Origin of the sequence: Bordetella flabilis (genome assembly GCF_001676725.1) — a bacterium.
Taxonomy (GTDB): domain Bacteria; phylum Pseudomonadota; class Gammaproteobacteria; order Burkholderiales; family Burkholderiaceae_B; genus Bordetella_C; species Bordetella_C flabilis.
This window is the reverse complement of sequence record NZ_CP016172.1, coordinates 1,660,397-1,682,092: the sequence shown is the minus strand read 5'-3', so window position 1 is coordinate 1,682,092 and position 21,696 is coordinate 1,660,397. Positions and strand designations below refer to the sequence as shown.

Sequence of the window (21,696 nt, the reverse complement as noted above, 5' to 3'; positions counted from 1 at the left end):
CCCTACAATCGATCGGACCAGCGGCCGTGCCCCGCCACGGACCGCCGGCAATAACGAAACCAGGAGACACCATGACATCGCCTCGCCCACGCCGCCGGCTTGTCGGCCTGCTTTGCGCCGCCCTCCCTTTCATCGCGGGACTCGCTCCGCAACATGTCCGGGCTCAGGCCGCTTACCCCGAGCGGCCCGTCAGGCTGATCGTGCCGTACGCACCGGGCGGCAGCGCCGACATCGCGGCCCGCCTGGTGGCCGACGAATGGGCCAAGGCCTTGGGACAAGCGCTGGTCATCGAAAACCGCGCCGGCGCCGGCGGCAATATCGGCGTCGACTTCGTCGCCAAGGCGCCCGCCGACGGCTACACCATCGGGCTGCAGACCGTGTCGCTCGCCATCAATCCGGCCATCTTCGGCAACATGCCCTTCGATACGCAGAAGGACTTGTCGCCCATCGGCATGGTGGCGACTTCCCAGCACGTGCTGGTGGTCAACCCCAAACTGCCGGCGCAGAACGTCAAGGAACTGATCGCCCTGGCGCAGGCGCGGCCCGGCAAGCTCAACTACGGTTCGGCCGGGCCCGGCAGCACCTTCCACATGGCGGCGGAACTCTTCAAGTCGCTGGCCAAGGTGGATATCGCGCACGTGCCTTATCGCGGCGGCGGCCCGGCCTTGATCGACACGATGGCCGGGCAGGTGGATATGTGCTTCCCCGTACTGTCGGCGGCCCAGCAGCAGGTGCAGGCGGGCAAGCTGCGCGCACTGGGCGTCACGGGACCGCGCCGCTCGCCGCTGATGCCGGACGTCCCGACCATCGCCGAAGCGGGCGTCCCGGGCTACGATTTCGAGACCTGGTTCATGGTGTTCGCGCCGGGTGGCACACCACCAGCCGTCATCGACAAGCTGAACGCGGCGCTGAACCGCGCACTCGGCACGCCGGCCCTTTCCGCGCGCATGGTCAAGGAAGGTTTCGATCCGCAGCCGAGCACCCCGGCGCAGGCGCGCGAACGGCTGCAGCGCGAGATGCCACTCTGGGCCAGGCTCGTGAAGGAACGCGGCATCACGATGAACTGAGGAAGGCGGGCGATCAGCCCTCGCCCTGTATCCGGCTGCGCCGCCCGCCGAACCGCGCCATCAACAGCACGGCGGCGAGCAGCATCAGTCCGGTGCAGGCCAGGGACAGATACAGGCCCCACTGCAAGCCCCATCCGTCCATGACCGCGGCATAGACGACTGGCGCGGCAGCCGACAGGATGAAGCTGGGCACGAGCAGCCGTCCGACCAGGCCGCCATAGGTCCGGTGATCGAAGAGGACCAGCGGAACAGTGCCCCGCGTGATCGTCAGGATCCCGTTGCAGGCCCCGTAAAGCAAGGCGAAGGCAATAGCCGCGGCGTCCGCCCTGCCGCTGTACAGGCCCGCGACAAAGGCCAGCGGCATCAGCAGGCATGCCACCAGATTGAGCAGCAACGGCTCCACGCGCCGGCCGAACAACACCTCGCACAAGCGCGCCCCGGACTGCCCTACCCCACGCAAGGTGGCGATCCACACGGACACGGCGGCACCCAGGCCCAGGCCGTCCAGCAGGCCGATCATGTGGGCCGACATCCCCGCGTTCAGGAAATTGGCCATGGTGGCCACCATGGCGTAAAGGCCGCCCCCGATCAGCACATCGGCGCGCCGCAGGGCCAATGGCGCCCGGGCCACCGGGGCCTGGGCCTGTGGGCCCTCGCCGTGTCGGCCGCCCGGGATCGCCCAGTGCAAAGGCAGCGTCGCCAGTGCACAGCCCGCATAAACGAGCAGCGCAATGCGCCAGCCGTACTGCTCCGCCAGGTAATGCCCCAGCGGCCAGAAGGCGGTCGATGCCAGGCCGCCCAACAAGGTGATCTGCGAGATGGGACGGCGCGCATGCGGACCGCCGATGCGTGCCAGCGCCGCGAACGCAGCGTCATACAGCGTGAGACGCATGCCCAGGCCCAGCACCAGCCACGCGGCGTAATACACGGGAAGCGTGTGGCAAAACGCCAGCATGGCGCAGCCCGCGGCATTCAGGATCGACCCGGCCATCATGACCTTGCGTCCGCCGTGGCGGTCGATCAGGCGCCCGGTAATGGGCGAGGTCAGCCCCATGACCAGAAGCCCGAGCGCAAAACCGCCATAGACCGTGTCCCGCGCCCAGCCCTGCGCGTTGCCGATATAGCCCCCGAAGCCGCCTATCAGGTAATAGGACACGCCCCAGGAAATAAGCTGGGCGAGCCCCAGGCAGAAGACCGTACTGGACGGCACCGGGCCTTTGCCCGGACCGGACGCCTTGGCGGCTGTGGCTTGCATGCGCTGCGACTCCATTGCGTACGAGCCCGCATGATGCGCCGCTCATTTCCGTCCGTACAGCGTTGGCCGCTTATGCGGCGGATAAGGGATTCCTTCAGGACCGACCTGCACTGAAGGGCGTCCCGTCCGGTTTGCCCGGGCGGCCAGCGCGGCGCGTGGTCGCATCCGAAATGAACCTGCAACAGCTCGAGGCGTAATAATTCGCGCCGCCGCCTTCCACCCCGGCCTGCTCCACGCTAAATTACGCCAGCCCTGCGGGCGGGCCGCGCTGTATGCCCACCACCGTTATCCAACACGCTGCACTTACCAAGGAACGACGCGATGATCGCTGCCCGCTACGCCAAGGCTGTCATGGTTCTGGGACTCGCCCTGTTCGGGTTGCTCGTCGGCGTCGACAATATCATCGACTATCCGTCGAACCACGCCTTCGTCCAGCATGTGCTGAGCATGGATACCGTGTTCCCGGAGAACGCGCTGAAGTGGCGCGCCATCACCAACCCCGACATACAGCGCGTCGCGTATATCGGGATCATCGCCGCCGAACTGGTAATGGGCCTGTGTTTCCTGGTCTGCGCCATCAGGCTGTTCGCCACGGCGCGGGCGCCGGCCGCAAGCTTTCACCGGGCCAAATCGTTGGGGATCGTCGGCATCGGCCTGGGTTTCGCCATCTGGTTCATCGGCTTCATGGTGATCGGCGGCGAGTGGTTCTCGATGTGGCAGTCGACCCAGTGGAATGGCCAGGACAGCGCCTTTCATTTCTACATGACGATGATGGCCGTGGCGATATTCCTGATGCAGCCTGAGGGGGAAGCGGCGTAGCGATCGCTGCAGGAGGGACTACCGGCCGGGAGACCTGCGCGGCATCCAGGGGCCTGGAGCGGCGCCCGGTTCATTGAACTGGCGGAAGGTGTGAGATTCGAACTCACGAGGGCCGTGAAGCCCCGCCGGTTTTCCGTACCCCTATGGCTTTCGCCACCAGGCGCTGCGGCCTGTTTGCGGGTCTGGACTTTGCCTTCACCATGGTCCCGATGAGCATGGGGACGTTAGGTGGGAGCCGTCAAGTCTCTACACGTTATCGATGCGTCGCCCGTGGGCGGCATCGATCTTCGCTCGGCGTTACCTCGGAAGCGGGTCCAGGGGCTTCACCGAATTTGACTCCTTACATCCGCCGGGTTTCCCCCGCGGCGCTCGATTGAACAAGACCGGTGCATTCAACCACTCTGCCAACCTTCCACGGGCGGGATTGTATCGGATTTCGTGCGTGTTCCCGGGTCCTTCGACACCGATTTCGACAAGGCCGTTGCGGGGGGCGCGGCCATTCCGCGCGGCGCGACGGGCCCCGGGGAGGACGCCGGACGGTACAATGCGCGTCCCCGCTGGGCGCTCAGTGCGCGGCAACGGCGCCGAGGGCGATGCTCCGTCACCGCACTCCGCCCAGCAGGCCCGAGTGGTGAAATTGGTAGACACAGAGGACTTAAAATCCTCCGGCTTTAATCGGCCGTACCGGTTCGATTCCGGTCTCGGGCACCAAAGACGCAGGTTTACGGCGTAGTGCCTATTCGCAGAAGCAGAGGCGTTCCGCAAATGTTCCGCGAGGCGTTCCGCATTTGACGAGCTTGCCGACCGACGCAATCTTCGAACCGGACTGGCGCAGCGGTAAGGTCGTGGACACCCAGTTCCGGTGGCTGACGGTGCGCCGCTGGGGATCGCGGGCTGTTGAACAAGTGGCGCTCGCCGGCCAGGGAATGGATCGAGAGCTACACCATGCTGACCATCAGTGCCGACCAGCATCCACTGTTCAAGGACTACCACCCGAGAAGCGCCTGCAAAAGAGCTAGGTTCTGGGGCAGCCAGAGTCCCCTGCGCCGGGTGCCGTCACAGGCCCACTTGCCATCACGCTGTCTGGGTGCGGCCGTGGGCGCTTCAACAACCCAGGGCCTCCTCTAGGCGCAATCTCATACAAAAAAGCCCTCTAATGAGGGCTCTTTATTGCACGGGTACGCCAACGGCAACGCGTCGGCGGCTAGTGCTTACAGCGGCGTGATCTTCGTTGCTTGCGGGCCTTTGGCGCCCTGACCAGCGATGAAGCTAACGCGCTGATTCTCTTCGAGCGATTTGTATCCACCGCCTTGAATTTCGGAGAAATGCGCGAACAAATCCTTGCCGCCACTCTCAGGCATGATGAAGCCGAAGCCCTTTTCAGCGTTGAACCACTTAACGACACCGGTTTCCATTTCCATATAAATCCTTGATGAGATACGGACGCACGTCCGAAAACAGAGACGATCAAGGAGGGACATGGACAATGATGACGAACTGCTAACTCGACAACAACCGAACGATCGCAACGCTTGAGAATCTACCCCCACTATGGGGCCACTGCTGCGATGCGTCAAGCGATATCTTTTGTGAGTCGAGCGGGCGAAGCGATTTCCTGCTAATGAGCGGCTTGCTCCATATCACCGCCTGTTTGATAGGCGCGCACCGCCGCTTTAATCGGCCGTACCGGTTCGATTCCGGTCTCGGGCACCACCAGCTGCGCCACTTGCGCGCCGTGTATGCGCCAGTCATGCGCCAGGCCGCCTCGTCGGATCAGACACAACCACCAGCGCCTGGGCCGGCGTGGCCCCTAGCGACCGGGAGCGGTGGGGAAGCGACGCATTGAAGTACAGGGAGTCGCCCGCGGTCATGGCTATGGTGTGGCCGGCGAAGATGACTTCCATGTCGCCGCTGACGACGTAGATCAGTTCCTCCCCCGCATGGCTGACGAGTTCGTGTTCGGCGTCCACCGAGAACGGCGGCGTCATCATGAACGGGGTCATCGCCTTGTTCAGGCGTTCGGTGGCGATGGCTTCATAGGTATAACCCTGCCGCTCCCGCGACGGGCTGAAGGGAACGCGGTCGGCGGCGCGCACCAGCAGGATCTCGCTGGATTGCGCCGGCTCCCCTATCAGCTGGTCGACGCTGACATCCAGCGCCTTCGCCAGCTTCAACAACGTCCCAATGGTCGGCGACGACAGGCCACGTTCCAGCTTTGAGAGATAGCTCTTGGTCAGCGTGGCGCGTTCCGCGACCTGCTCCAACGTCAATGCATTCAGTTTCCGGAACGATGCCAGGCGTTCACCCAGGACGTTGTCGCGCAGTTTGTCTTCCATGTTTCCGCATAAGCCCCGTGCCGCGCCGCCCCCTGGTCGGGATGCCCTGCGCCGAAGAGGAATTCTAGACGCAGGGTTTTACCGAATCAACTTTCGTTTCCTATAAGGACACTTAAGTGTCATACTAAACACCATGGTGTCTGACACCTGATTCCAATTCAATTCCAGAACAAGGGAGATTGACCATGAAGCCATCGCACCGCCGCGCGCTGCTCAGCGCGCTCGCCTGTCTTGCCCCGCTGTCTCTGTTCTCGCCATCCGTGCTCGCCGGCGGATATCCCGACCGCCCCATCAGCCTCGTCGTGCCCTTCGGCGCCGGCGGGATCACAGACCTCGTGGCGCGCGCCGCTGGCAAGGCATTGGGCGAACAGCTCGGCCAGACGGTGATCGTCGAAAATCGGCCAGGCGCCGGCGGCAACATCGCGGCCGACTACATCAGGCGGGCCAAACCCGATGGCTACACGCTGATGTTCACCACGATGGGCGTACTGGCGGTGAACCCGCATACGGGCATGAAGGCCCCGTTCGACAGCAAGAAGGACTTCACCTACATCTCCCTGGTCGCCAATACGCCGCATCTCATCGCGGTGAACGCGGGCGTGGCGGCCGCGAACCTCGGCGACCTGATCAAGCTGGCCAAGGACAAGCCCAACTCGATCAGCTTCGGAACGGCTGGCCTGGGCAGTTCGCCCTATCAAGGCATGGCGATCCTGCAGGAAGCGCAGGACATCCGGTTCCTGCACGTGCCATACAAGAGCGGCGCCGAGTCCGTGACCGGCGTGGTAGCCGGGCAGGTGGACATGACGTTCGAAGCGACGCCGCAGGTTATGCCCTTCGTCGCTTCGCAGAAGCTGCGCGCGCTGGCGGTGGCCAATACGCAGCGGCTCGCGAGCGCGCCGGACGTGCCTTCGACAACGGAACTCGGCTATCCGGGCATCGTCTCGGGTTCCGTGGCGGGCCTGATCGGCCCGGCCGGCCTGCCGGCCGATGTCGTCGACACGCTCAATGCAGCAGTGGCCAAGGTGGTGGCCGATCCCATATTCAAGGACACATTGCTCAAGCAGGGCACGGCCACCGCCTCGTCTTCGCCGGATCAATTCCGGCGTCTGGTGGCGGAGGAAGACAAGCGCTGGTCCAAGATCCTGGCCGGCGCAAAGGAACAGTGAACGAAGCGGCCGCGGATATCCCCTGCGGCGCTCCTTAGCCGACCGACGGACACTCTCTACGAATAACCCCTTTACACTCTTCTCGAACCAGGAGACCGACATGGAAACCATGCAACTCAAAAAGGGCGAAATCGTCAGCGCTTCGCTCAAGAAAATGGAAAGCGACCTGCGCTCGGAAAAGATGCCGCTGCGCGAAGCGGTCGCCGAGACTTGCCGCATCCTCTTCGCGTTCGGGCACGACTCCGGCCTGTCCGGCCAGATCACCGCTCGCGCGGAGACGGCGGGCACCTACTGGACGCAGCGCCTCGGCCTGGGTTTCGATGAAATTACCAGCGACAACCTGCTGCTGGTCGACCAAGACCTCAACGTGCTGAAGGGCGAAGGGATGCCCAATCCGGCCAACCGCTTCCATTCCTGGCTGTATCGCGCGCGGCCGGACATCAACTGCATCGTGCACTCGCACGCGCCGCACGCATCCGCGCTGGCGATGCTGGAAGTGCCGTTGACCATCTCGCACATGGATACCTGCGTGCTGTATGACCAGGTCGCGTTCCTGGGCGAGTGGCCCGGCATTCCGGTGGGCAATGAGGAAGGCGAGATCATCAGCGGCGCGCTGGGGAACAAGAAGGCTATCCTGCTTTCGCACCACGGGCTGCTGGTGTGCGGCGCCAGCGTAGAAGAAGCCTGCGTGCTGGGCGTGATGTTCGAACGCGCAGCGCGGCTGCAATTGCTGGCGATGGCCGCGGGCGAGATCCAGCCGATTCCCCACGACCTGGGCGCGGAGGCGCAGAAGTGGGTCAGTACGCCGCGGCGGTATGAAGCGACGTTCGCCTACTACTCGCGCCGCGCGCGCCGGGAGCTACCGGCGCTTTGAGCCGTGGCGAGCGTGCGCTTGCCTTGGAAGGCCACCGTGCACCGTGTATTGCGCGCGCTGGCGACTCATGAGCCAGGTGGGATTGGCGGCTCCTTCTGGTCCGAGAGCGCCCACAGGGCCTTGCATTCCGGTCGCACACCGAAGAACACTTTCGGCGAGCCATACAGCCCACAGAACGGGGAAGCGAGGGGGGTGGACGTGAATAGCGATTTCATCCCGTCCAACTGATACCCCATCGCATTACGAATCGACTCCGAGAACTCCAGGTGGGTCAGCCTGTCGTGCTGGGTGTGCGACGCCCTCTGAAGGCGGGCCTGCAGGCTGGGATCTGTGGCCATCGCAAGGAATGGCACGCGATACTCCTGCTCGGTGATTGCGTCCCCGGTGTTGCAATGGGTGGCCCCGCCGGCGAGGCTTTGCCCGTGGTCTGATGTATAGAAAACGATGGAGCCATCGGGAATCCGCGCCTGCAGCGCAAGCAGGAAGTCGACCGAGTTCGCCCGAATCGCGGTCATGTAGTCGCTGACCCTATCGCCCGATACGACGGCTGGCTCGATATAGTCGCGATAGGGGAAATGCGCGCCGGCCTTGTTGACGAAGATGAAGTTTTTGCCCGTGGCCGCGTGATCGGCGATCTGCTGCACGGTCTGCTCATCCCGCTTGTAAAGCACCCCATCATTCTCGATGACGTGGTCGATATCGGCCAGTTCGGCCCGGTCGATGTAATTGCGCGTCGTTGGATCCGACAATACCCGCTGATTGTCGATATACGTCGTCGCGTAGCCTTGCCGCTTCGCCAGGGCGAACAGGCTGTCGGTTTGCGTGATACCGACATGACCGCTGTCGCTGCGCGGCCAGAAGGCTTTTCTGAGGATGTAGTTGGAAGCCGCGGAACAGTTTCCGCCGCTATAGGCGCGGCCGAAATCCGCATACAGGCTGCGCTTGCCCTGAAACAGTCTGGAAAAGTAGTCGTATTCGACGGACTCGTCGACGATCACGATCACATTCCGGATGTCGCCGTGCGCTGCGCCAAATGGCCGCGCAGGAACATATTGCGGCCGGTCGAGCACTTCGTTGAGCGCGATATACAAGGTACCCAGCCCATAGGAGAACCCTTTCGGAAAACCGATAAGCGCCGGCGGCCCACGCTTGACCAGAATGTAGCCGTACATGCCGCTGAGTGCGCACATCAGTATCAGCGGCACAACGAACGGCCAGCGGGACCTGCGGCAAACCATGGCCTTGACCAGAAGCGGCACGAAAAACAGCACCGTCTTGCCTGACGCGACTGCGATCGTGGAGCCATATTCATGCAGCGCGGCGCCCAGCATGGCCGCGGACGCGTTCAAGGCACTGATGTTGCCTATCTCGGCCGGCCTGCCATACACGGCGTGGGCGGTCAGATCCACCGTCGTCATCAGCCAAAGCAAAACCAGCAGCGTGGCCCCGCGCCAGCGCCCCGCCCGTGTCGCGCCATACAAGGCCAGGATGGCAAGCGCGTATTCCAGTATGAACACGCCCTGCCTGATGTACTCGGCCAGGCCGAAATGCCCCTGCGCGTTCACGCCGATGGCGCGGAATCGCTCGAAGGCGAAGAAGCCATCCAGCGCCAGCAAGCCCGACCCGGCATAGAGCAGCGCCAGGCATTCAAGAATGCTTGGGCCTAGAGCGAACGATATGCGGGACGATCGGTTCGGACGCGAGCGGAAGGCTGCCGTCGCGGCGCCGGGTCGGGAGTGAGGCACTGTGGAGACGCCGGCGGGGCCTGTATCCGAGCGCCGCAAGGTGCGGCGCCGCTACGTGAAGGATGGGCGGGCCAAGCCAACGATAGGATGGAAAGACCGATTAGGAATCCGCGTACCGGAAAGATTCCATATCTGCGCCTCGTGGGTCTTATTCGATTTTGCGCTTGCTCAACGAATCAGCGCGCAATGCCAGCGCATTCGGCCCCAATCCTGGCGCTGAAAGGATGTGGATTGGGCAGGCACAGCTTTCTCGATGACCTCGCGGCGGCGCTGCGCGGCCATGGAGTCCTGGTCGATTGGCTGGTGGGCTACCGGGACTGGATCCGCCAACTGGACTCGAAACACATAGGGATCGGGACACTGGACTCGTGGGTGCGCGACTTGACCCACGGCCATTACAAGCTGCCCGATGATCACCGCGTCAAAGTCGTCCAAGGCCATGCCGGGGCGGTCGCGCGCGCCGGTTCGCGCCGCTACGCCTGAATGCAGCGGGCCACGCAAGCACGCCTTCGGGGCCAGGGAACCAAGTCTGCGTGCCCCGTACGCACGCGTACCTCAACCACCCGCGAGACGATCACTCATGCAAGTATCAAGGACCTTCGGCGGTGCAGCGATGCCAGCGCTGGCTACCGCTGGCCGCGTGGACGGCAATCCGGTCTCTCCTGAAGCAAGCGTGCAGGCCACGGCGCCTGCGCCGGATGCATCCATGGCCAGTGCAGATTTCGCCAGCGTTCCCGGCCAGCGGTCCGCCGACCTCAGGATCCACTACGCCGACAACTTGGCAACGACCGCCCCGCACGTCGATATCGTGATCCAGCGCATTCCCGACATGGAGCGGCGCATCACCACGATCGAAGACGTGGAGATGCTTGTCGAGTCCAAGGGGCCCTACAGCGAGCTGCCTGTCATCCGGAGGGTACGCGGCAAATGGGATACGGCCGGGCCGGGGGAAGCCGCACGGCCCCACTACGATAAATGGCGGGCAGATCCGGGCAACTGCCTGCTGGAAGAACACTACTACGACGCGTTGTTCCACGACCTGGGCGGAATCTTCCTGGACCTGGTGGAAGACACCATCGAGGACTGGAAGAAAACCGGCCGGTTCGAGCGGCAGGTGGCCATACGGGCGTTCTACCAGCGCGGCTACGACGCCTCGCGGGCCGAGCGCGATATACGCGACTCCATGCTGGCCTGGTATGTGACCGGGGCGGCCCTGGAAAAGTATTGCCTGTGGAAGCTGGCGGGAGATGGCGACCGCCACGCGCGCCAGCTTGTGACCGCCCGCCCGGAAATCGGCGAACTGGCGCCATTGTTCATGATGATGCGTTGGGACTTATGGCACGAGTCGGGCCAGCCGCGCCAACACCATCGCGACCCCACCGACGAAATGCGCCTGCTGCACAAGAAACTCATCATCAAGCAGATCCTGGACGTGGCGCTCGCCCGCGAAACCGCGTACAGCAAGGCCAGCCCGCCTCCTTGAAGCATGGCGTGGCGTACCTGCTCCACCAGCCGGTGCGCGCCGGCCCGGCTGGTCCTTAGGCGTATTGGGGCGGCGGGGGATCCACAGGAACGCCCCGCCGCTCAGCCCCCTTACACGTACCGGCGCTTGTCCGGTGGCGGCGGAAAATACTGATACAGCCAGGTTTCGCTGAGCACCTGCTTGTCGCTGCTGCGGCGAAGGAAACCGCGCATCTGCACGGGCTCGGTGCTGTCGCTGGTGGGATACCAGTCGAACATCGCGCGGAATCCTTCGACCTCCGGATGCAGGGCGAAGATCTGGAAATCCTTGGCCTGCCCGTGCGACACCTCGATGACCGATTCGAGCCGCTCGTTCCTGTCCATGCCTTGCAGCGGGCCACCGACGAAATCGATGGCGAAACGGCGCGCCCAGACCCGGGGATAGTGTTCACCCGGCGCCCAGCCTTCGACGAATCCCCCCATGCCGGTGCGCGTGGCCAGCACCCGGGCCAGGGTCGGCTGCACCGGCGCGAGCGCGGCCCAGTGCAGCTTGTACCCGTAGTGCAGCGACTGCCCTGCCTTGACGGGCTCCTTCGGGTTCCAGAACGCCACGATGTTGTCCAGCGTTTCCCCGGTGGTTGGCAACTCCATCAGGTTGATGGCGCCATCGCCCCAATCGGAGGTGGGTTCCACCCACAGGCTGGGGCGACGGCTGTACCAGTCGACGGTGTCCTGGTAGGAGGCGAAATCGTGGTCCGTCTGCAGCAGCCCGAAGCCGCGCGGGTTGTTGTCGACGAACGTATTGAACTGGATGCGCTCCGGATTGTTCAGTGGCCGGCACACCCATTCCCCGTTACCCCGCCACATGGACAACCGGTCGGAGTCATGGATCTTGGGATGGATGGTGTCGCACATGCGGCGCTCGTTGGTGCCGCAGCTGAACATGCTGGTCATGGGCGCGATGCCCAATTGCTTGATGTCCGTGCGCGCGTTCAGGTGCACATCGATATCCATGACCACGCGATCGCTCAGGCAATCGATATCGAAGCGATACGCGCCAGTGACGCTGGGCGAATCCAGCAGCGCGTACAGGACGAAACGGGTACTGTCCAACGCCGGCGTTTCGAACCAGAATTCCGTGAAGTCGGGAAATTCCTCGACGGTTCCGATGTAGGTATTGACGGCGACGCCACGCGCCGACAAGCCGTATTGGCCGGTGTTGTCCACCGCGCGGAAGTAGCTGGCGCCCAGGAAGGACACGATGTCGTACTTGTCGATGTTCGGTACCTTGAACACCTTCAGGCCGGCAAATCCCAGGTCGCCCTTGAGCTGGCTGACGTCCACGCCGCTGCTCTGGTAGTTGAACAGTTCCGGACGGAAATGCACTTCGCGCGCAATGCGGGTCTGTGCATCGATGCTGTGCATGCGCACGGGCTGGCGAAAGCCCATGCCGACATGAAAGAACTGCACGTCCAGTTTGCCCTTGCGCTGCCACAGCGAGTGCTCGGCGTCGTACTGGATGGCATTGAACTGCTGGGGCGTCATATTGGCCAGCGTGGGCGGCAGGACTTCGCGGGTGTCGACGTAAGGCCTGGCGGCCTGGGCCTTGGCCCTTGCCTTCAGTGCTTCGAAGCTGAAGGGCTTGGCGTCGCCATCGGCAATGTCGGCGAACGCGCGCGACGCCATCAGGAAAGAGGCAGGCAGGCCGGTGCACGCAGCCAGCGCCGCGCAGGAGGCTTTCAGCAGAGTTCTTCGATGCATGGATACCATGGAAAACGGAGCCAAAGAAAAGGCGTGACCAGAACCGCGCCACGCCCGCCCGACCCACATTGAACCCATATGTCGTCCCGAGTGCAAGTCAGCCGCGAAGGTCCCGGTAACGACAGTTCACAAAGCGGCGAGCCTTCGGCGCCGGGTTACCATGGCGTCTCCGTGCCGGCCCCGCGCCGCGGCCCGCCGCGCCAGCCGGCCTAGCCCGTCACGCCGGCGTCCCCGGCCCTTGCCGCTTGTTGCACACTTCTGCCACCGACCGCCCGGCGCCGGGCGCCGCGCTGCCACCTCCGCCGCCCTGGGTCGTCCTTGACGCCTGTGTCCTGATGTCGTCCATCCTGCGCCCGCTGTTGCTGCGGCTGGCGCGGGCCGGCGTGTTCTCGCCCGTGTGGAGCGCCCGCATCGGAGAAGAATGGATACGCAACGCGGCGAGGCTGTGGCAGGTCTCCACCGACGATGTCGCTGCGCTATGGGCTCGCATGCAGGAGCAGTTTCCCGACGCCGACGCCGGCGACGTGCGGCCGTACGAGACGGGACTGCGCTACAGCGATGCCAAGGACCACCACGTCATCGCCGCCGGCCTGGCCAGGCGAGCACGCAGCGGCCTGCCCAGGGTACCCGCGGTGTTCGTCATGACATGGAACCTGAAGGACTTCAACCGGCCGGAAATGCGCCGCGCGGGCCTGGACGTGTTCGACCCCGACCGCCTGCTTGCGCAATGGTGGGCAAGATCGCCGGAAATCATCCGGACAGCGCTTGCCGCCACGGCTGGCGACGTGGCGGCCCTGGGGCGCGAAGGCGAACCGCTGGCCACCACCTTGCATCGGGAACGCCTCTATCGCCTGCGGACTTTGGTCACGCAGCCCGGCCCCGACGACGCAAGCGCATGACGCAGATGGGTGCCGGCGCCGTCCTCGGGCACCGCAAAGACCTGCCCGACAACCATGGGGACACATGGCGCACTAGCCGCGACGCCCGTCCGCGGATCAATGATCGTGGTTGCTCGCAGCAAAGCCGGCGGCGTTCAGCCGCTCGATGACCTCGGCGATATGCTCGGGCCCGCGGGTCTGCATCACGAAATCGACTTCGACATTGCGCACGGGCAGAGACGTGAATGCCCGCTGGTGGTGCACTTCGGTGATGTTGGCATGGGCGTCGGCGATGATGGTGGTGGCGTGTGCCAGGGCGCCCGGCAAGTCGCGCAGGTCCACCCGTATGCGGGCAAGGCGGCCGGCGCGCACCATGCCGCGCTCGATCAGCTCGCCGAGCATCAGTGGATCGATGTTTCCGCCGGTCAGCACCAGGCCGACCCGCTTGCCCTGGAAGCGCTTGCTGCCCTGGGCCTGGTCGCGCAGCAAGGCGGCCAGGCCGGCCGCGCCGGCGCCTTCGACCACGGTTTTCTCGATTTCGAGCAGCACGACAATGGCATGCTCGATGTCGCTTTCGCTGCACAGCTCGATACGGTCGACGTAGCGGCTGACGATCTCGCGCGTGATCTCGCCCGGCGAGCGGACGGCAATGCCCTCCGCGATGGTGTACGCGCCATGCGGCAAGGAGACGTTCTGCGTGGCCTCGTACATGGACGGGAACCGCTCCGTCTGCACCCCGACGATCTCGATGTCCGGGTTCAAGGCCTTGGCGACGATGGCCATGCCGGAAATCAACCCACCGCCGCCGATGGCCACCACCAGGCTGTCCAGTCGCGGCTGCGTGGCCAGCATTTCCAGGGCGATGGTGCCCTGGCCGGCGATGACGTCCGCGTCATCGTACGGATGGATCATGACCAGGCCGCGCGTCCGGGCCAGCTCGTAGCCATGCGCCTTGGCATCGTCGAAGCTCTCACCGGCCAGCACCACCTCGGCGCCGAATCGGCGGGTATTGGCCACTTTGACCGTGGGCGTGAAGCGGGGCATGACGATGACCGCCGGCACGCCCATGCGCTGGGCGTGATAGGCCACCCCCTGCGCGTGGTTGCCGGCCGACACGGCAATGACCCCGCTGGCGCGTTCGGCATCGGACAGGTTGAGCATGCGGTTCAACGCGCCCCGCTCCTTGAAGGACGCAGTGAACTGCAGGTTCTCGAACTTCAGCCAGATCTCCGCGCCCAGCATGTCCGACAGCGTGCGCGAATGGGTGAACGGCGTATTCAGGACCTGGCCCTGGAGACGCTGGTGCGCGGCCTGGATGGCGGAAAGATCGATCACGGTTGGCTCCTGGAAGGCGACAGGCTTGAGCGTCAACGTACGGGCAGGAAATTGAAGAAGAGCAGGCCTTGGGCGTAGTTGATGCCCACGCGCCGGCCATTCTCGCCAAGCAGATTCGCGATCAGGTCCAGGCGCCCGATAATTGCGCCGAATTCGCGTTCGAAGCTCAGGTTCACCACGGTGGGACTGATCTCGTTGGCCAGCAGCAAGGGCTGGCCGTCCTTGTCGCGCCGGCTGGCCAGCAGCCACGCGGCGGCCTCGACGTTCCGTGCGGCATTGTAGACGCGCTGGCCGTCCAGCACATCGGCGACATAGAAGCGCGTCTTGTCGTTGTGGGCCGCGATGACCGTGTCGGCCAGCCCGTAGATGAAAGCGGCGACGCGGTCTCCCTGGAAACCGGGATCCAGCGAAACGGCCAGCACCTGGATGTCGCGCAGCCCCGCCAGTCCGGCGGGCGCCTTGCGATGGTCGATCATGGTGTGCAAGCGCGCCATCGCGGCGGTCTGGTCCGGCAGGCCGGCCTTGCGCCATTCCCGCGGATTGCGGCGGTACAGCTTGTCCGCCAGGGCATACAGGCTGTTCAGGTTGTCGCGGACCTCCAGCGTGACGGTGCGGTTGAAATCCGTCTGCATGAACTGGTCCGCGCTCATGTCTTCGCCGGTAGGCGTGCGGCCATCCCGCGCAGGGGCTTGCGGGGAAAAGCATCCCGTCAGCATCGTGCCGACGGCGATTGCTGCCAAGACCTTGCTCCCCCGCCTCTTCATGCCATATATGCCTGTTCCGCGCGCTCTGGGCGCCGGCCGTGGTTTCCTGGAAAGCCGCGCGAGCACTTTACCGCACCATAAACAAAAACGGCACACAAGGTGCCGTTTCGGTCCGCGGAATGCCGCGCGGTGCGGTGCTCGCCACTGCCCGGCTGCGCGCCGGGCAGTTCCGCCGTCCCGGCCAGGCCGGTCGAGGCGGATCCGGGTGCGCCCTTACTCGGGTTGCGACTCGGACTGCGGCGCTGCTGCTTCGGAGCTGGGCTGGGTCTGCTGCTCGATGCCGCCGATCGCCTTGATCGACAGACGCAGGCGGCCCTTGTCGTCGGCCTCGATGACCTTGACACGGACGTTCTGGCCCACCTTCAGCACATCGTTGATGTTCGCGATGCGATAGTTGGCGATTTCAGAGATGTGGAGCAGGCCGTCGCGGCCCGGCAGCACCTGGACGATGGCACCGAAGTCCAGCAGGCGCAAGACGCTGCCTTCGTAGACCTGGCCCACTTCCACGTCGGCCGTCAGTTCGACGATGCGGCGTTGCGCTTCCTTGGCCTGGCCTTCGTCGACGCTGGCGATGACGATGGTGCCGTCATCGGAAATGTCGATCTGCGTACCGGTTTCCTCGGTCAACGCACGAATGGTCGCGCCGCCCTTGCCGATGACGTCGCGGATCTTCTCGGGGTTGATCTTGATCGTCAGCATGCGAGGAGCGAAAGCGGACAACTCGCCACGCGAGGTGTTCAGCGCTTCGCGCATCTTGCCCAGGATATGCAGGCGGCCTTCGCGGGCCTGGTCCAGCGCAACCTGCATGATTTCCTTGGTGATGCCCTGGATCTTGATGTCCATTTGCAGCGCCGTCACGCCCTTTTCGGTGCCGGCCACCTTGAAGTCCATGTCGCCCAAATGATCCTCGTCGCCCAGGATGTCCGTCAGCACGGCGAACTTGCCGTCTTCCAGGATCAGGCCCATGGCGACGCCGGCGACGTGGTCGCGGACCGGAACGCCCGCGTCCATCATGGCGAGCGAACCGCCGCACACCGAAGCCATCGACGACGAGCCGTTGGATTCGGTGATTTCCGACACCAGGCGGATGGTGTACTGGAACTCTTCCGGCGCGGGCAGCAGCGACAGCAACGCGCGCTTGGCCAGGCGGCCGTGGCCGATTTCGCGGCGCTTCGGCACGCCGATCCGGCCGGTTTCGCCGGTGGCGAACGGCGGCATGTTGTAGTGCAACATGAAGCGATCGCGGTACTCGCCCATGAGGGCGTCGATGATTTGCTCGTCCTGCTTGGTGCCCAGCGTGGCGACGACCAGCGCTTGCGTTTCACCACGGGTGAACAGTGCGCTGCCGTGCGCGCGCGGCAGCACGCCCAGGCGGATGCTGATCGGGCGGACGGTGCGGGTATCGCGGCCGTCGATACGCGGCTCGCCGCTCAGGATCTGGCTGCGGACGATGCGCGCTTCCAGGTCGAACAGGATGTTGTCCACGGTGACGGAATCGGGCACGCCTTCGCCGGTTTCGGCGGCGCGCGCGGCCAGCCGCGTTTGCACGTCGGCATAGACTTCACGCAGCTTGTTGGTACGCAGCTGCTTTTCGCGGATCTGGTAGGCAGCGGCCAGGCCATCGCTGGCGGCTGCGGTCACGGCGGCGATCAGCGCTTCGTTCTTCGGCTCGGGCTTCCAGTCCCATTCCGGCTTGCCGGCTTCGCGCACAAGTTCGTGGATGGCGTTGATCACGGCCTGCATCTGCTCGTGGCCGAAGACCACCGCGCCCAGCATGACTTCTTCCGACAGCTGATGGGCTTCGGATTCGACCATCAGCACGGCGGTTTCGGTGCCGGCAACGACCAGGTCCAACTGCGACTGCTTCAGTTCCGAGGCGGCCGGGTTCAACTGGTATTGGCCGTCGATATAGCCGACGCGCGCGGCGCCGATCGGGCCATTGAACGGGATGCCGGAAATGGCCAGCGCCGCGGAGGCGCCGATCATGGCCGGGATATCCGGATCGATTTCGGGATTGACGGACAGCGTGTGCAGAACGACCTGCACGTCGTTGTAGAAGCCTTCGGGGAACAGCGGACGCAGGGGCCGATCGATCAGGCGCGAGGTCAGCGTTTCCTTTTCAGAAGGCTTGCCTTCGCGCTTGAAGAACCCGCCGGGGATCCGGCCGGCCGCGTAGGTTTTCTCGATATAGTCGACGGTGAGCGGAAAGAAGTCCTGCCCAGGCTTGGCTTTCTTCGCGGCAACGACCGTGGCCAGCACCATCGTATCGTCGATGGAGACCAGCACCGCTCCGGACGCTTGCCGGGCCAGCTCGCCGGTTTCCAGCACGACGGTGTGTTTCCCGTACTGGAACGTTTTTGTCACTTTATTGAACATGACGATTATTCCTTGCAAATGAAAAACCGTGGCCGTTGCGACGATGTCGCAGCGGCCACGGTTGCGTCATGGGGAACCGGCCCCATCGATTACTTGCGCAGACCGAGTTTTTCGATCAGTGCGCGGTAGGCATCGGGGTTGCGGCCCTTGAGGTAGTCGAGCAATTTGCGGCGACGGCTGACCATGCGCAGCAGACCGCGGCGCGAGTGGTGGTCTTTGATGTGTTCCTTGAAGTGACCGGTCAGCTCATTGATGCGTGCGGTAAGCAGCGCCACCTGGACTTCGGGGGAGCCGGTATCGCCTTGAGCGCGCTGGAATTGCGCAACGATATCGGACTTTTTGATGTCAGCTACGGACATTTATTGACCTCTTCGGACATGCGCCAGGGCCGAGGTGCCCGGGCGTGGGTTGATACAAAGAAAAACGCGACCGTGGTTCGTTCGATCGCAAAAACCGAAGAATTATAGCGTATTGGCTAGAATTGTCGGAACCGCGCATCCGCGCCCCTCCCGGGGCCACGGCGCCGGCATGCGCAGCAGGACCGCGCCTTTCCAGCAGGAATCTCCATGGCACAGCATACTCGGACTTTGCGCAGGCGCGCGGCGACCTTACTACTGCCCTGCTTGCTGGGGGTGCTCGGCGGCTGCGCGGACATGGCGGCGCGTACCCCGCCCAACAGCCCCTTGAACCAGGTCGTGGCCGAATACGGCAGGCCGAATTTCACATGCCCATTGGCCGGCGGCGGCCAACGCGTAATCTGGACGCAGCAGCCCATGGGGCAATTCGCCTGGGGTGGCAATGTCGGGCCGGACGGCCGGATCGACCGTGTCGTCCCCCTGCTGACCGACGCGCATTTCAAGGTATTGGCCCAGGGTGAATGGACCCCGGACCGCGTGCGCTGTGAATTCGGCCCGCCTGCCCTCATCGACGAGGTCGGGCTCCCCAGCGTCCGGCAAGTGGTGTGGTCGTACCGCTACCGCGAGAACGACTCCTGGAATTCCTTGATGTACGTGTACATGGGGCGCAATGGCGACCGCGTCACCCGCTTCCATCCCGGCCCCGACCCGATGTACGACCAGGAGTGGGACTTCGCCCGCTGACGGCGCAAGCCTGGACACGGGCGAGCAGCGAGCGCTCAGTCTGGCGCGTGGGGACGGACCCGGGCGCGCTGCAGGCGCCGCGCGCGGTTCCAGCGCCAGGCCAGCACGAACCAGCCGGATATGCCGTAGACCACGAACAGCCCGAACAGCACGACCGGCGGGTCGCTGGACACGAATACGAACGCGGCGACGACCAGCAGGATGACCCAGAACGGCACGCTGCGGCCCAGCGCGAAGCTCTTGCCGCTGTAGAACGGTGCATTGGTCACCATGGCCACGCCCGCGTACATGGTCACGCAGAACGCCGTCCATGCCATGAAGCTGTCATGGATGGGCAGCTTGTTGTCCACGGCCAGCCAGACATAGCCGGCCACCAGCGCGGCCGCCGAAGGACTGGGCAACCCCTGGAAAAAGCGCTTGTCCACCACGCCGATATTCGTGTTGAAGCGCGCCAGGCGCAACGCCGCGCCCGCCACATAGACGAAAGCGGCCAGCCATCCCCAGCGGCCCAGCTCGTTCAGCATCCATTCGTACATGACCAGGGCCGGCGCGACGCCGAACGAGGTCATGTCCGACAGCGAGTCATATTGCTCGCCGAAGGCCGACTGGGTGTTGGTCAGACGCGCGACCCGGCCGTCCATGCCGTCCAGGACCATGGCCGTGAAGATGGCGATCGCCGCGGCCTCGAACTGGTTGTTCATGGCCTGCACCACCGCGTAGAAGCCGGCGAACAGCGCCGCCGTCGTGAACGCATTGGGCAGCAGATAGATGCTGCGGTGTCGATTTTCGGGATCGCGCATCGAAAGTTTAGGCATGGCTCGTAGGGTTGGTTACGGGCAGGTCCGCCAGCACGGTGCTGGTGGCGCTGACCTTGTCTCCCAGCGCGACGCGCGGCCGGGCAGCGGGCGGCAGATAAACATCCACGCGAGAGCCGAAACGGATGAAGCCATACCGCTGGCCGCGCACCAGTGCGTCGTCCTTTCTGGCATAGCACAGGATGCGCTTGGCGACGAGGCCGGCGACCTGGACGGCCGTGACGACGTGGCCGCCGGGGGTACGCAATACCATCGCATTGCGCTCGTTCTCAAGCGACGCCTTGTCCAGCGCCGCATTGAAGAACTTCCCGGGAAAGTACTGCACATCCGTGACCTGCCCGTCGACCGGCGCGCGGTTGGAGTGCACATTGAAGACGTTCATGAAGACGCTAATCTTGAGCGCTTCGCGATCGGCGTACGGGTCGCGCACGGTTTCCACAGCGACGACCCTGCCGTCGGCTGGCGACAACACCGCGGCCGCGGAATCGGGCGCCATGCGCGGCGGATCGCGGAAGAACTGCAGGACGAACAGCGCGATGATCCAGAAGATGATCGACACCGGCGGGGACCACAACGTTACCAGTATCGCCACGACGACCGTTCCGGCGAGAAACGGCCAGCCCTCGCGGGCGATGATGGGATGGGGATAAGGGGGTTTATTCATCGTAGGCGAAGGTTAACCGATATGGCCCCGTTTGTGCCTCGCACGCGCGGCAAGTATGCGACAAAAAACGCCCCGCTCGAACAGCCCGGCCACCGGGGCCGGGACTTCCCCCGGCCACATGCGCCAGGGGCGGGTGGGACGCGACGAGGCAAAAAAAACGGCATGCCTGAGCATGCCGCGAACGCAAGTCGCATGCCCGGCGGGACCGGGCGACACGATCAGTTTTTGCTCTTGTCCACCAGCTTGTTGGCGGCGATCCAGGGCATCATCGCGCGCAGCTTGCCGCCGACCTGCTCGATCTGCGATTCCGCGTTGATGCGGCGACGCGACGTCAGGGTCGGGGCGCCGGCGGCGTTCTCCAGGATGAAGCGCTTGGCATATTCGCCGTTCTGGATATCTGCCAGGGCCTGGCGCATGGCGGCGCGGGTCTGTTCCGTGACGATCTTCGGGCCGGTTTCGTATTCGCCGAATTCGGCGTTGTTCGAAATCGAGTAGTTCATGTTCGCGATGCCGCCTTCGTAGATCAGGTCGACAATCAGCTTGAGCTCGTGCAGGCACTCGAAGTACGCCATTTCGGGCGCGTAGCCGGCTTCCACCAGCGTATCGAATCCGGCCTTGATGAGCTCGACGGTACCGCCGCACAGCACGGCCTGTTCGCCGAACAGATCGGTTTCGGTCTCTTCGCGGAAATTGGTTTCGATGATGCCGGCACGGCCGCCGCCGTTGGCGCTGGCGTACGACAGCGCGACGTCACGCGCGGCGCCCGACTTGTCCTGGTACACGGCGACCAGGTGCGGCACGCCGCCGCCCTGGGTGTAGGTGGAACGCACGGTATGGCCCGGCGCCTTGGGGGCGACCATGATGACGTCGATGTCTTCGCGCGGCACGACCTGCCCGTAATGCACGTTGAAACCGTGCGCGAAGGCCAGGGCGGCGCCCGCCTTGATGTTGGCGTGCACTTCGTCGCGGTACACCTTCGCAATGTTCTCGTCCGGCAGCAGCATCATGACGACGTCCGCGCCCTTGACCGCTTCCGCCACTTCCTGGACTTTCAGGCCGGCGTTGGCGGCCTTGTTCCACGAAGCTCCGCCCTTGCGCAGGCCAACGACGACCTTGACGCCGGATTCGTGCAGGTTCAGCGCGTGCGCGTGGCCCTGCGAGCCATAACCGATGATGGCCACGGTGCGACCCTTGATCAGGGAGAGATCGCAGTCCTTGTCGTAGAAAACTTTCATTTGCCTAGCTCCAGTATTCTGTCTTGCAGTAGTGATGATGGGTGA

Annotated in this window: 20 protein-coding genes and 1 tRNA gene; 9 read left to right on the top strand and 12 right to left on the bottom strand. The window is 64.4% G+C overall.

The genetic code is table 11. The annotated features are described in order from the left end of the window. Positions 1-71: 71 nt before the first annotated feature. Positions 72-1,067 (top strand): tripartite tricarboxylate transporter substrate binding protein, encoded by a 996-nt coding sequence (locus BAU07_RS07385; RefSeq protein ID WP_084025472.1) that lies wholly within the window; start codon positions 72-74, stop codon positions 1,065-1,067. Positions 1,068-1,080: 13 nt separating this feature from the next. Here BAU07_RS07385 and BAU07_RS07380 read toward each other — a convergent pair whose 3' ends face one another. Then, positions 1,081-2,322, bottom strand: a complete 1,242-nt coding sequence (locus tag BAU07_RS07380) for an MFS transporter (RefSeq protein WP_066665015.1) — start codon at positions 2,320-2,322, stop codon at positions 1,081-1,083. Between the two features lie 321 nt (positions 2,323-2,643). On the opposite strand from BAU07_RS07380, the gene BAU07_RS07375 reads away from it, so the two are divergent. Both BAU07_RS07375 and BAU07_RS07370 read left to right on the top strand, forming a co-directional pair. Beyond that, a complete protein-coding gene (locus BAU07_RS07375) occupies positions 2,644-3,141 on the top strand; it encodes a DUF2165 family protein (RefSeq protein ID WP_066655437.1) in 498 nt (165 codons plus the stop codon). 622 nt (positions 3,142-3,763) lie between these two features. Continuing rightward, a tRNA-Leu gene (locus BAU07_RS07370) sits at positions 3,764-3,852 on the top strand. A gap of 500 nt (positions 3,853-4,352) precedes the next feature. Here the strand turns inward: BAU07_RS07370 and BAU07_RS07365 are convergent. Further along, positions 4,353-4,556 carry a cold-shock protein gene (locus BAU07_RS07365; protein WP_066665013.1) on the bottom strand — a complete coding sequence of 68 codons (204 nt, stop codon included), beginning with the start codon at positions 4,554-4,556 and terminating at the stop codon, positions 4,353-4,355. A gap of 333 nt (positions 4,557-4,889) precedes the next feature. Next, on the bottom strand, positions 4,890-5,477 hold the full coding sequence (locus BAU07_RS07360) for a helix-turn-helix domain-containing protein (protein ID WP_066655434.1): 588 nt from the start codon (positions 5,475-5,477) through the stop codon (positions 4,890-4,892). Between the two features lie 185 nt (positions 5,478-5,662). Here BAU07_RS07360 and BAU07_RS07355 point away from each other — a divergent pair, with 185 nt between their 5' ends. Continuing rightward, on the top strand, positions 5,663-6,643 hold the full coding sequence (locus BAU07_RS07355) for a Bug family tripartite tricarboxylate transporter substrate binding protein (RefSeq protein WP_066655431.1): 981 nt from the start codon (positions 5,663-5,665) through the stop codon (positions 6,641-6,643). Between the two features lie 100 nt (positions 6,644-6,743). Beyond that, positions 6,744-7,517 carry an aldolase gene (locus BAU07_RS07350; protein ID WP_066654056.1) on the top strand — a complete coding sequence of 258 codons (774 nt, stop codon included), beginning with the start codon at positions 6,744-6,746 and terminating at the stop codon, positions 7,515-7,517. A gap of 65 nt (positions 7,518-7,582) precedes the next feature. On the opposite strand, the gene BAU07_RS07345 is transcribed toward BAU07_RS07350, so the two are convergent. Beyond that, entirely contained in the window at positions 7,583-9,133 is a 1,551-nt protein-coding gene (locus tag BAU07_RS07345) for a sulfatase-like hydrolase/transferase (RefSeq protein ID WP_066655428.1), read from the bottom strand. Positions 9,134-9,493: 360 nt separating this feature from the next. On the opposite strand from BAU07_RS07345, the gene BAU07_RS07340 reads away from it, so the two are divergent. Both BAU07_RS07340 and BAU07_RS07335 read left to right on the top strand, forming a co-directional pair. After that, on the top strand, positions 9,494-9,745 hold the full coding sequence (locus BAU07_RS07340; protein ID WP_066655426.1) for a hypothetical protein: 252 nt from the start codon (positions 9,494-9,496) through the stop codon (positions 9,743-9,745). 223 nt (positions 9,746-9,968) lie between these two features. After that, positions 9,969-10,745, top strand: a complete 777-nt coding sequence (locus tag BAU07_RS07335) for a hypothetical protein (protein ID WP_157122101.1) — start codon at positions 9,969-9,971, stop codon at positions 10,743-10,745. 110 nt (positions 10,746-10,855) lie between these two features. On the opposite strand, the gene BAU07_RS07330 is transcribed toward BAU07_RS07335, so the two are convergent. Next, positions 10,856-12,484, bottom strand: a complete 1,629-nt coding sequence (locus BAU07_RS07330) for an OpgD/OpgG family glucan biosynthesis protein (protein ID WP_066665011.1) — start codon at positions 12,482-12,484, stop codon at positions 10,856-10,858. Positions 12,485-12,819: 335 nt separating this feature from the next. Here BAU07_RS07330 and BAU07_RS07325 point away from each other — a divergent pair, with 335 nt between their 5' ends. Then, entirely contained in the window at positions 12,820-13,383 is a 564-nt protein-coding gene (locus tag BAU07_RS07325) for a PIN domain-containing protein (protein WP_066665008.1), read from the top strand. 96 nt (positions 13,384-13,479) lie between these two features. Here BAU07_RS07325 and BAU07_RS07320 read toward each other — a convergent pair whose 3' ends face one another. The 4 genes from BAU07_RS07320 to rpsO form a co-directional block, all read right to left on the bottom strand. Further along, positions 13,480-14,697, bottom strand: coding sequence for a threonine ammonia-lyase (locus BAU07_RS07320; protein ID WP_066655421.1), 1,218 nt, complete (start codon positions 14,695-14,697; stop codon positions 13,480-13,482). A gap of 32 nt (positions 14,698-14,729) precedes the next feature. Next, a complete protein-coding gene (locus tag BAU07_RS07315) occupies positions 14,730-15,413 on the bottom strand; it encodes a hypothetical protein (protein ID WP_232338324.1) in 684 nt (227 codons plus the stop codon). Between the two features lie 261 nt (positions 15,414-15,674). Further along, positions 15,675-17,837 (bottom strand): polyribonucleotide nucleotidyltransferase, encoded by a 2,163-nt coding sequence (pnp, locus tag BAU07_RS07310; protein WP_066655415.1) that lies wholly within the window; start codon positions 17,835-17,837, stop codon positions 15,675-15,677. An 89-nt stretch (positions 17,838-17,926) separates the two neighbouring features. Further along, positions 17,927-18,196, bottom strand: a complete 270-nt coding sequence (rpsO, locus tag BAU07_RS07305) for a 30S ribosomal protein S15 (protein WP_066639299.1) — start codon at positions 18,194-18,196, stop codon at positions 17,927-17,929. Positions 18,197-18,403: 207 nt separating this feature from the next. On the opposite strand from rpsO, the gene BAU07_RS07300 reads away from it, so the two are divergent. Continuing rightward, the gene (locus BAU07_RS07300) at positions 18,404-18,937 is read left to right on the top strand and encodes a hypothetical protein (RefSeq protein ID WP_198168882.1); all 534 of its coding nucleotides are present in this window, start codon (positions 18,404-18,406) and stop codon (positions 18,935-18,937) included. A gap of 35 nt (positions 18,938-18,972) precedes the next feature. On the opposite strand, the gene pssA is transcribed toward BAU07_RS07300, so the two are convergent. The 3 genes from pssA to ilvC form a co-directional block, all read right to left on the bottom strand. Next, positions 18,973-19,752, bottom strand: coding sequence for a CDP-diacylglycerol--serine O-phosphatidyltransferase (gene pssA, locus BAU07_RS07295; RefSeq protein WP_066655411.1), 780 nt, complete (start codon positions 19,750-19,752; stop codon positions 18,973-18,975). After that, positions 19,745-20,416 (bottom strand): phosphatidylserine decarboxylase, encoded by a 672-nt coding sequence (locus tag BAU07_RS07290; RefSeq protein WP_066655408.1) that lies wholly within the window; start codon positions 20,414-20,416, stop codon positions 19,745-19,747. The genes pssA and BAU07_RS07290 overlap by 8 nt, the downstream gene beginning before the upstream one ends. Positions 20,417-20,634: 218 nt before the next feature. Continuing rightward, positions 20,635-21,651, bottom strand: coding sequence for a ketol-acid reductoisomerase (gene ilvC, locus BAU07_RS07285; RefSeq protein WP_066655406.1), 1,017 nt, complete (start codon positions 21,649-21,651; stop codon positions 20,635-20,637). Between the last annotated feature and the right edge of the window lie 45 nt (positions 21,652-21,696).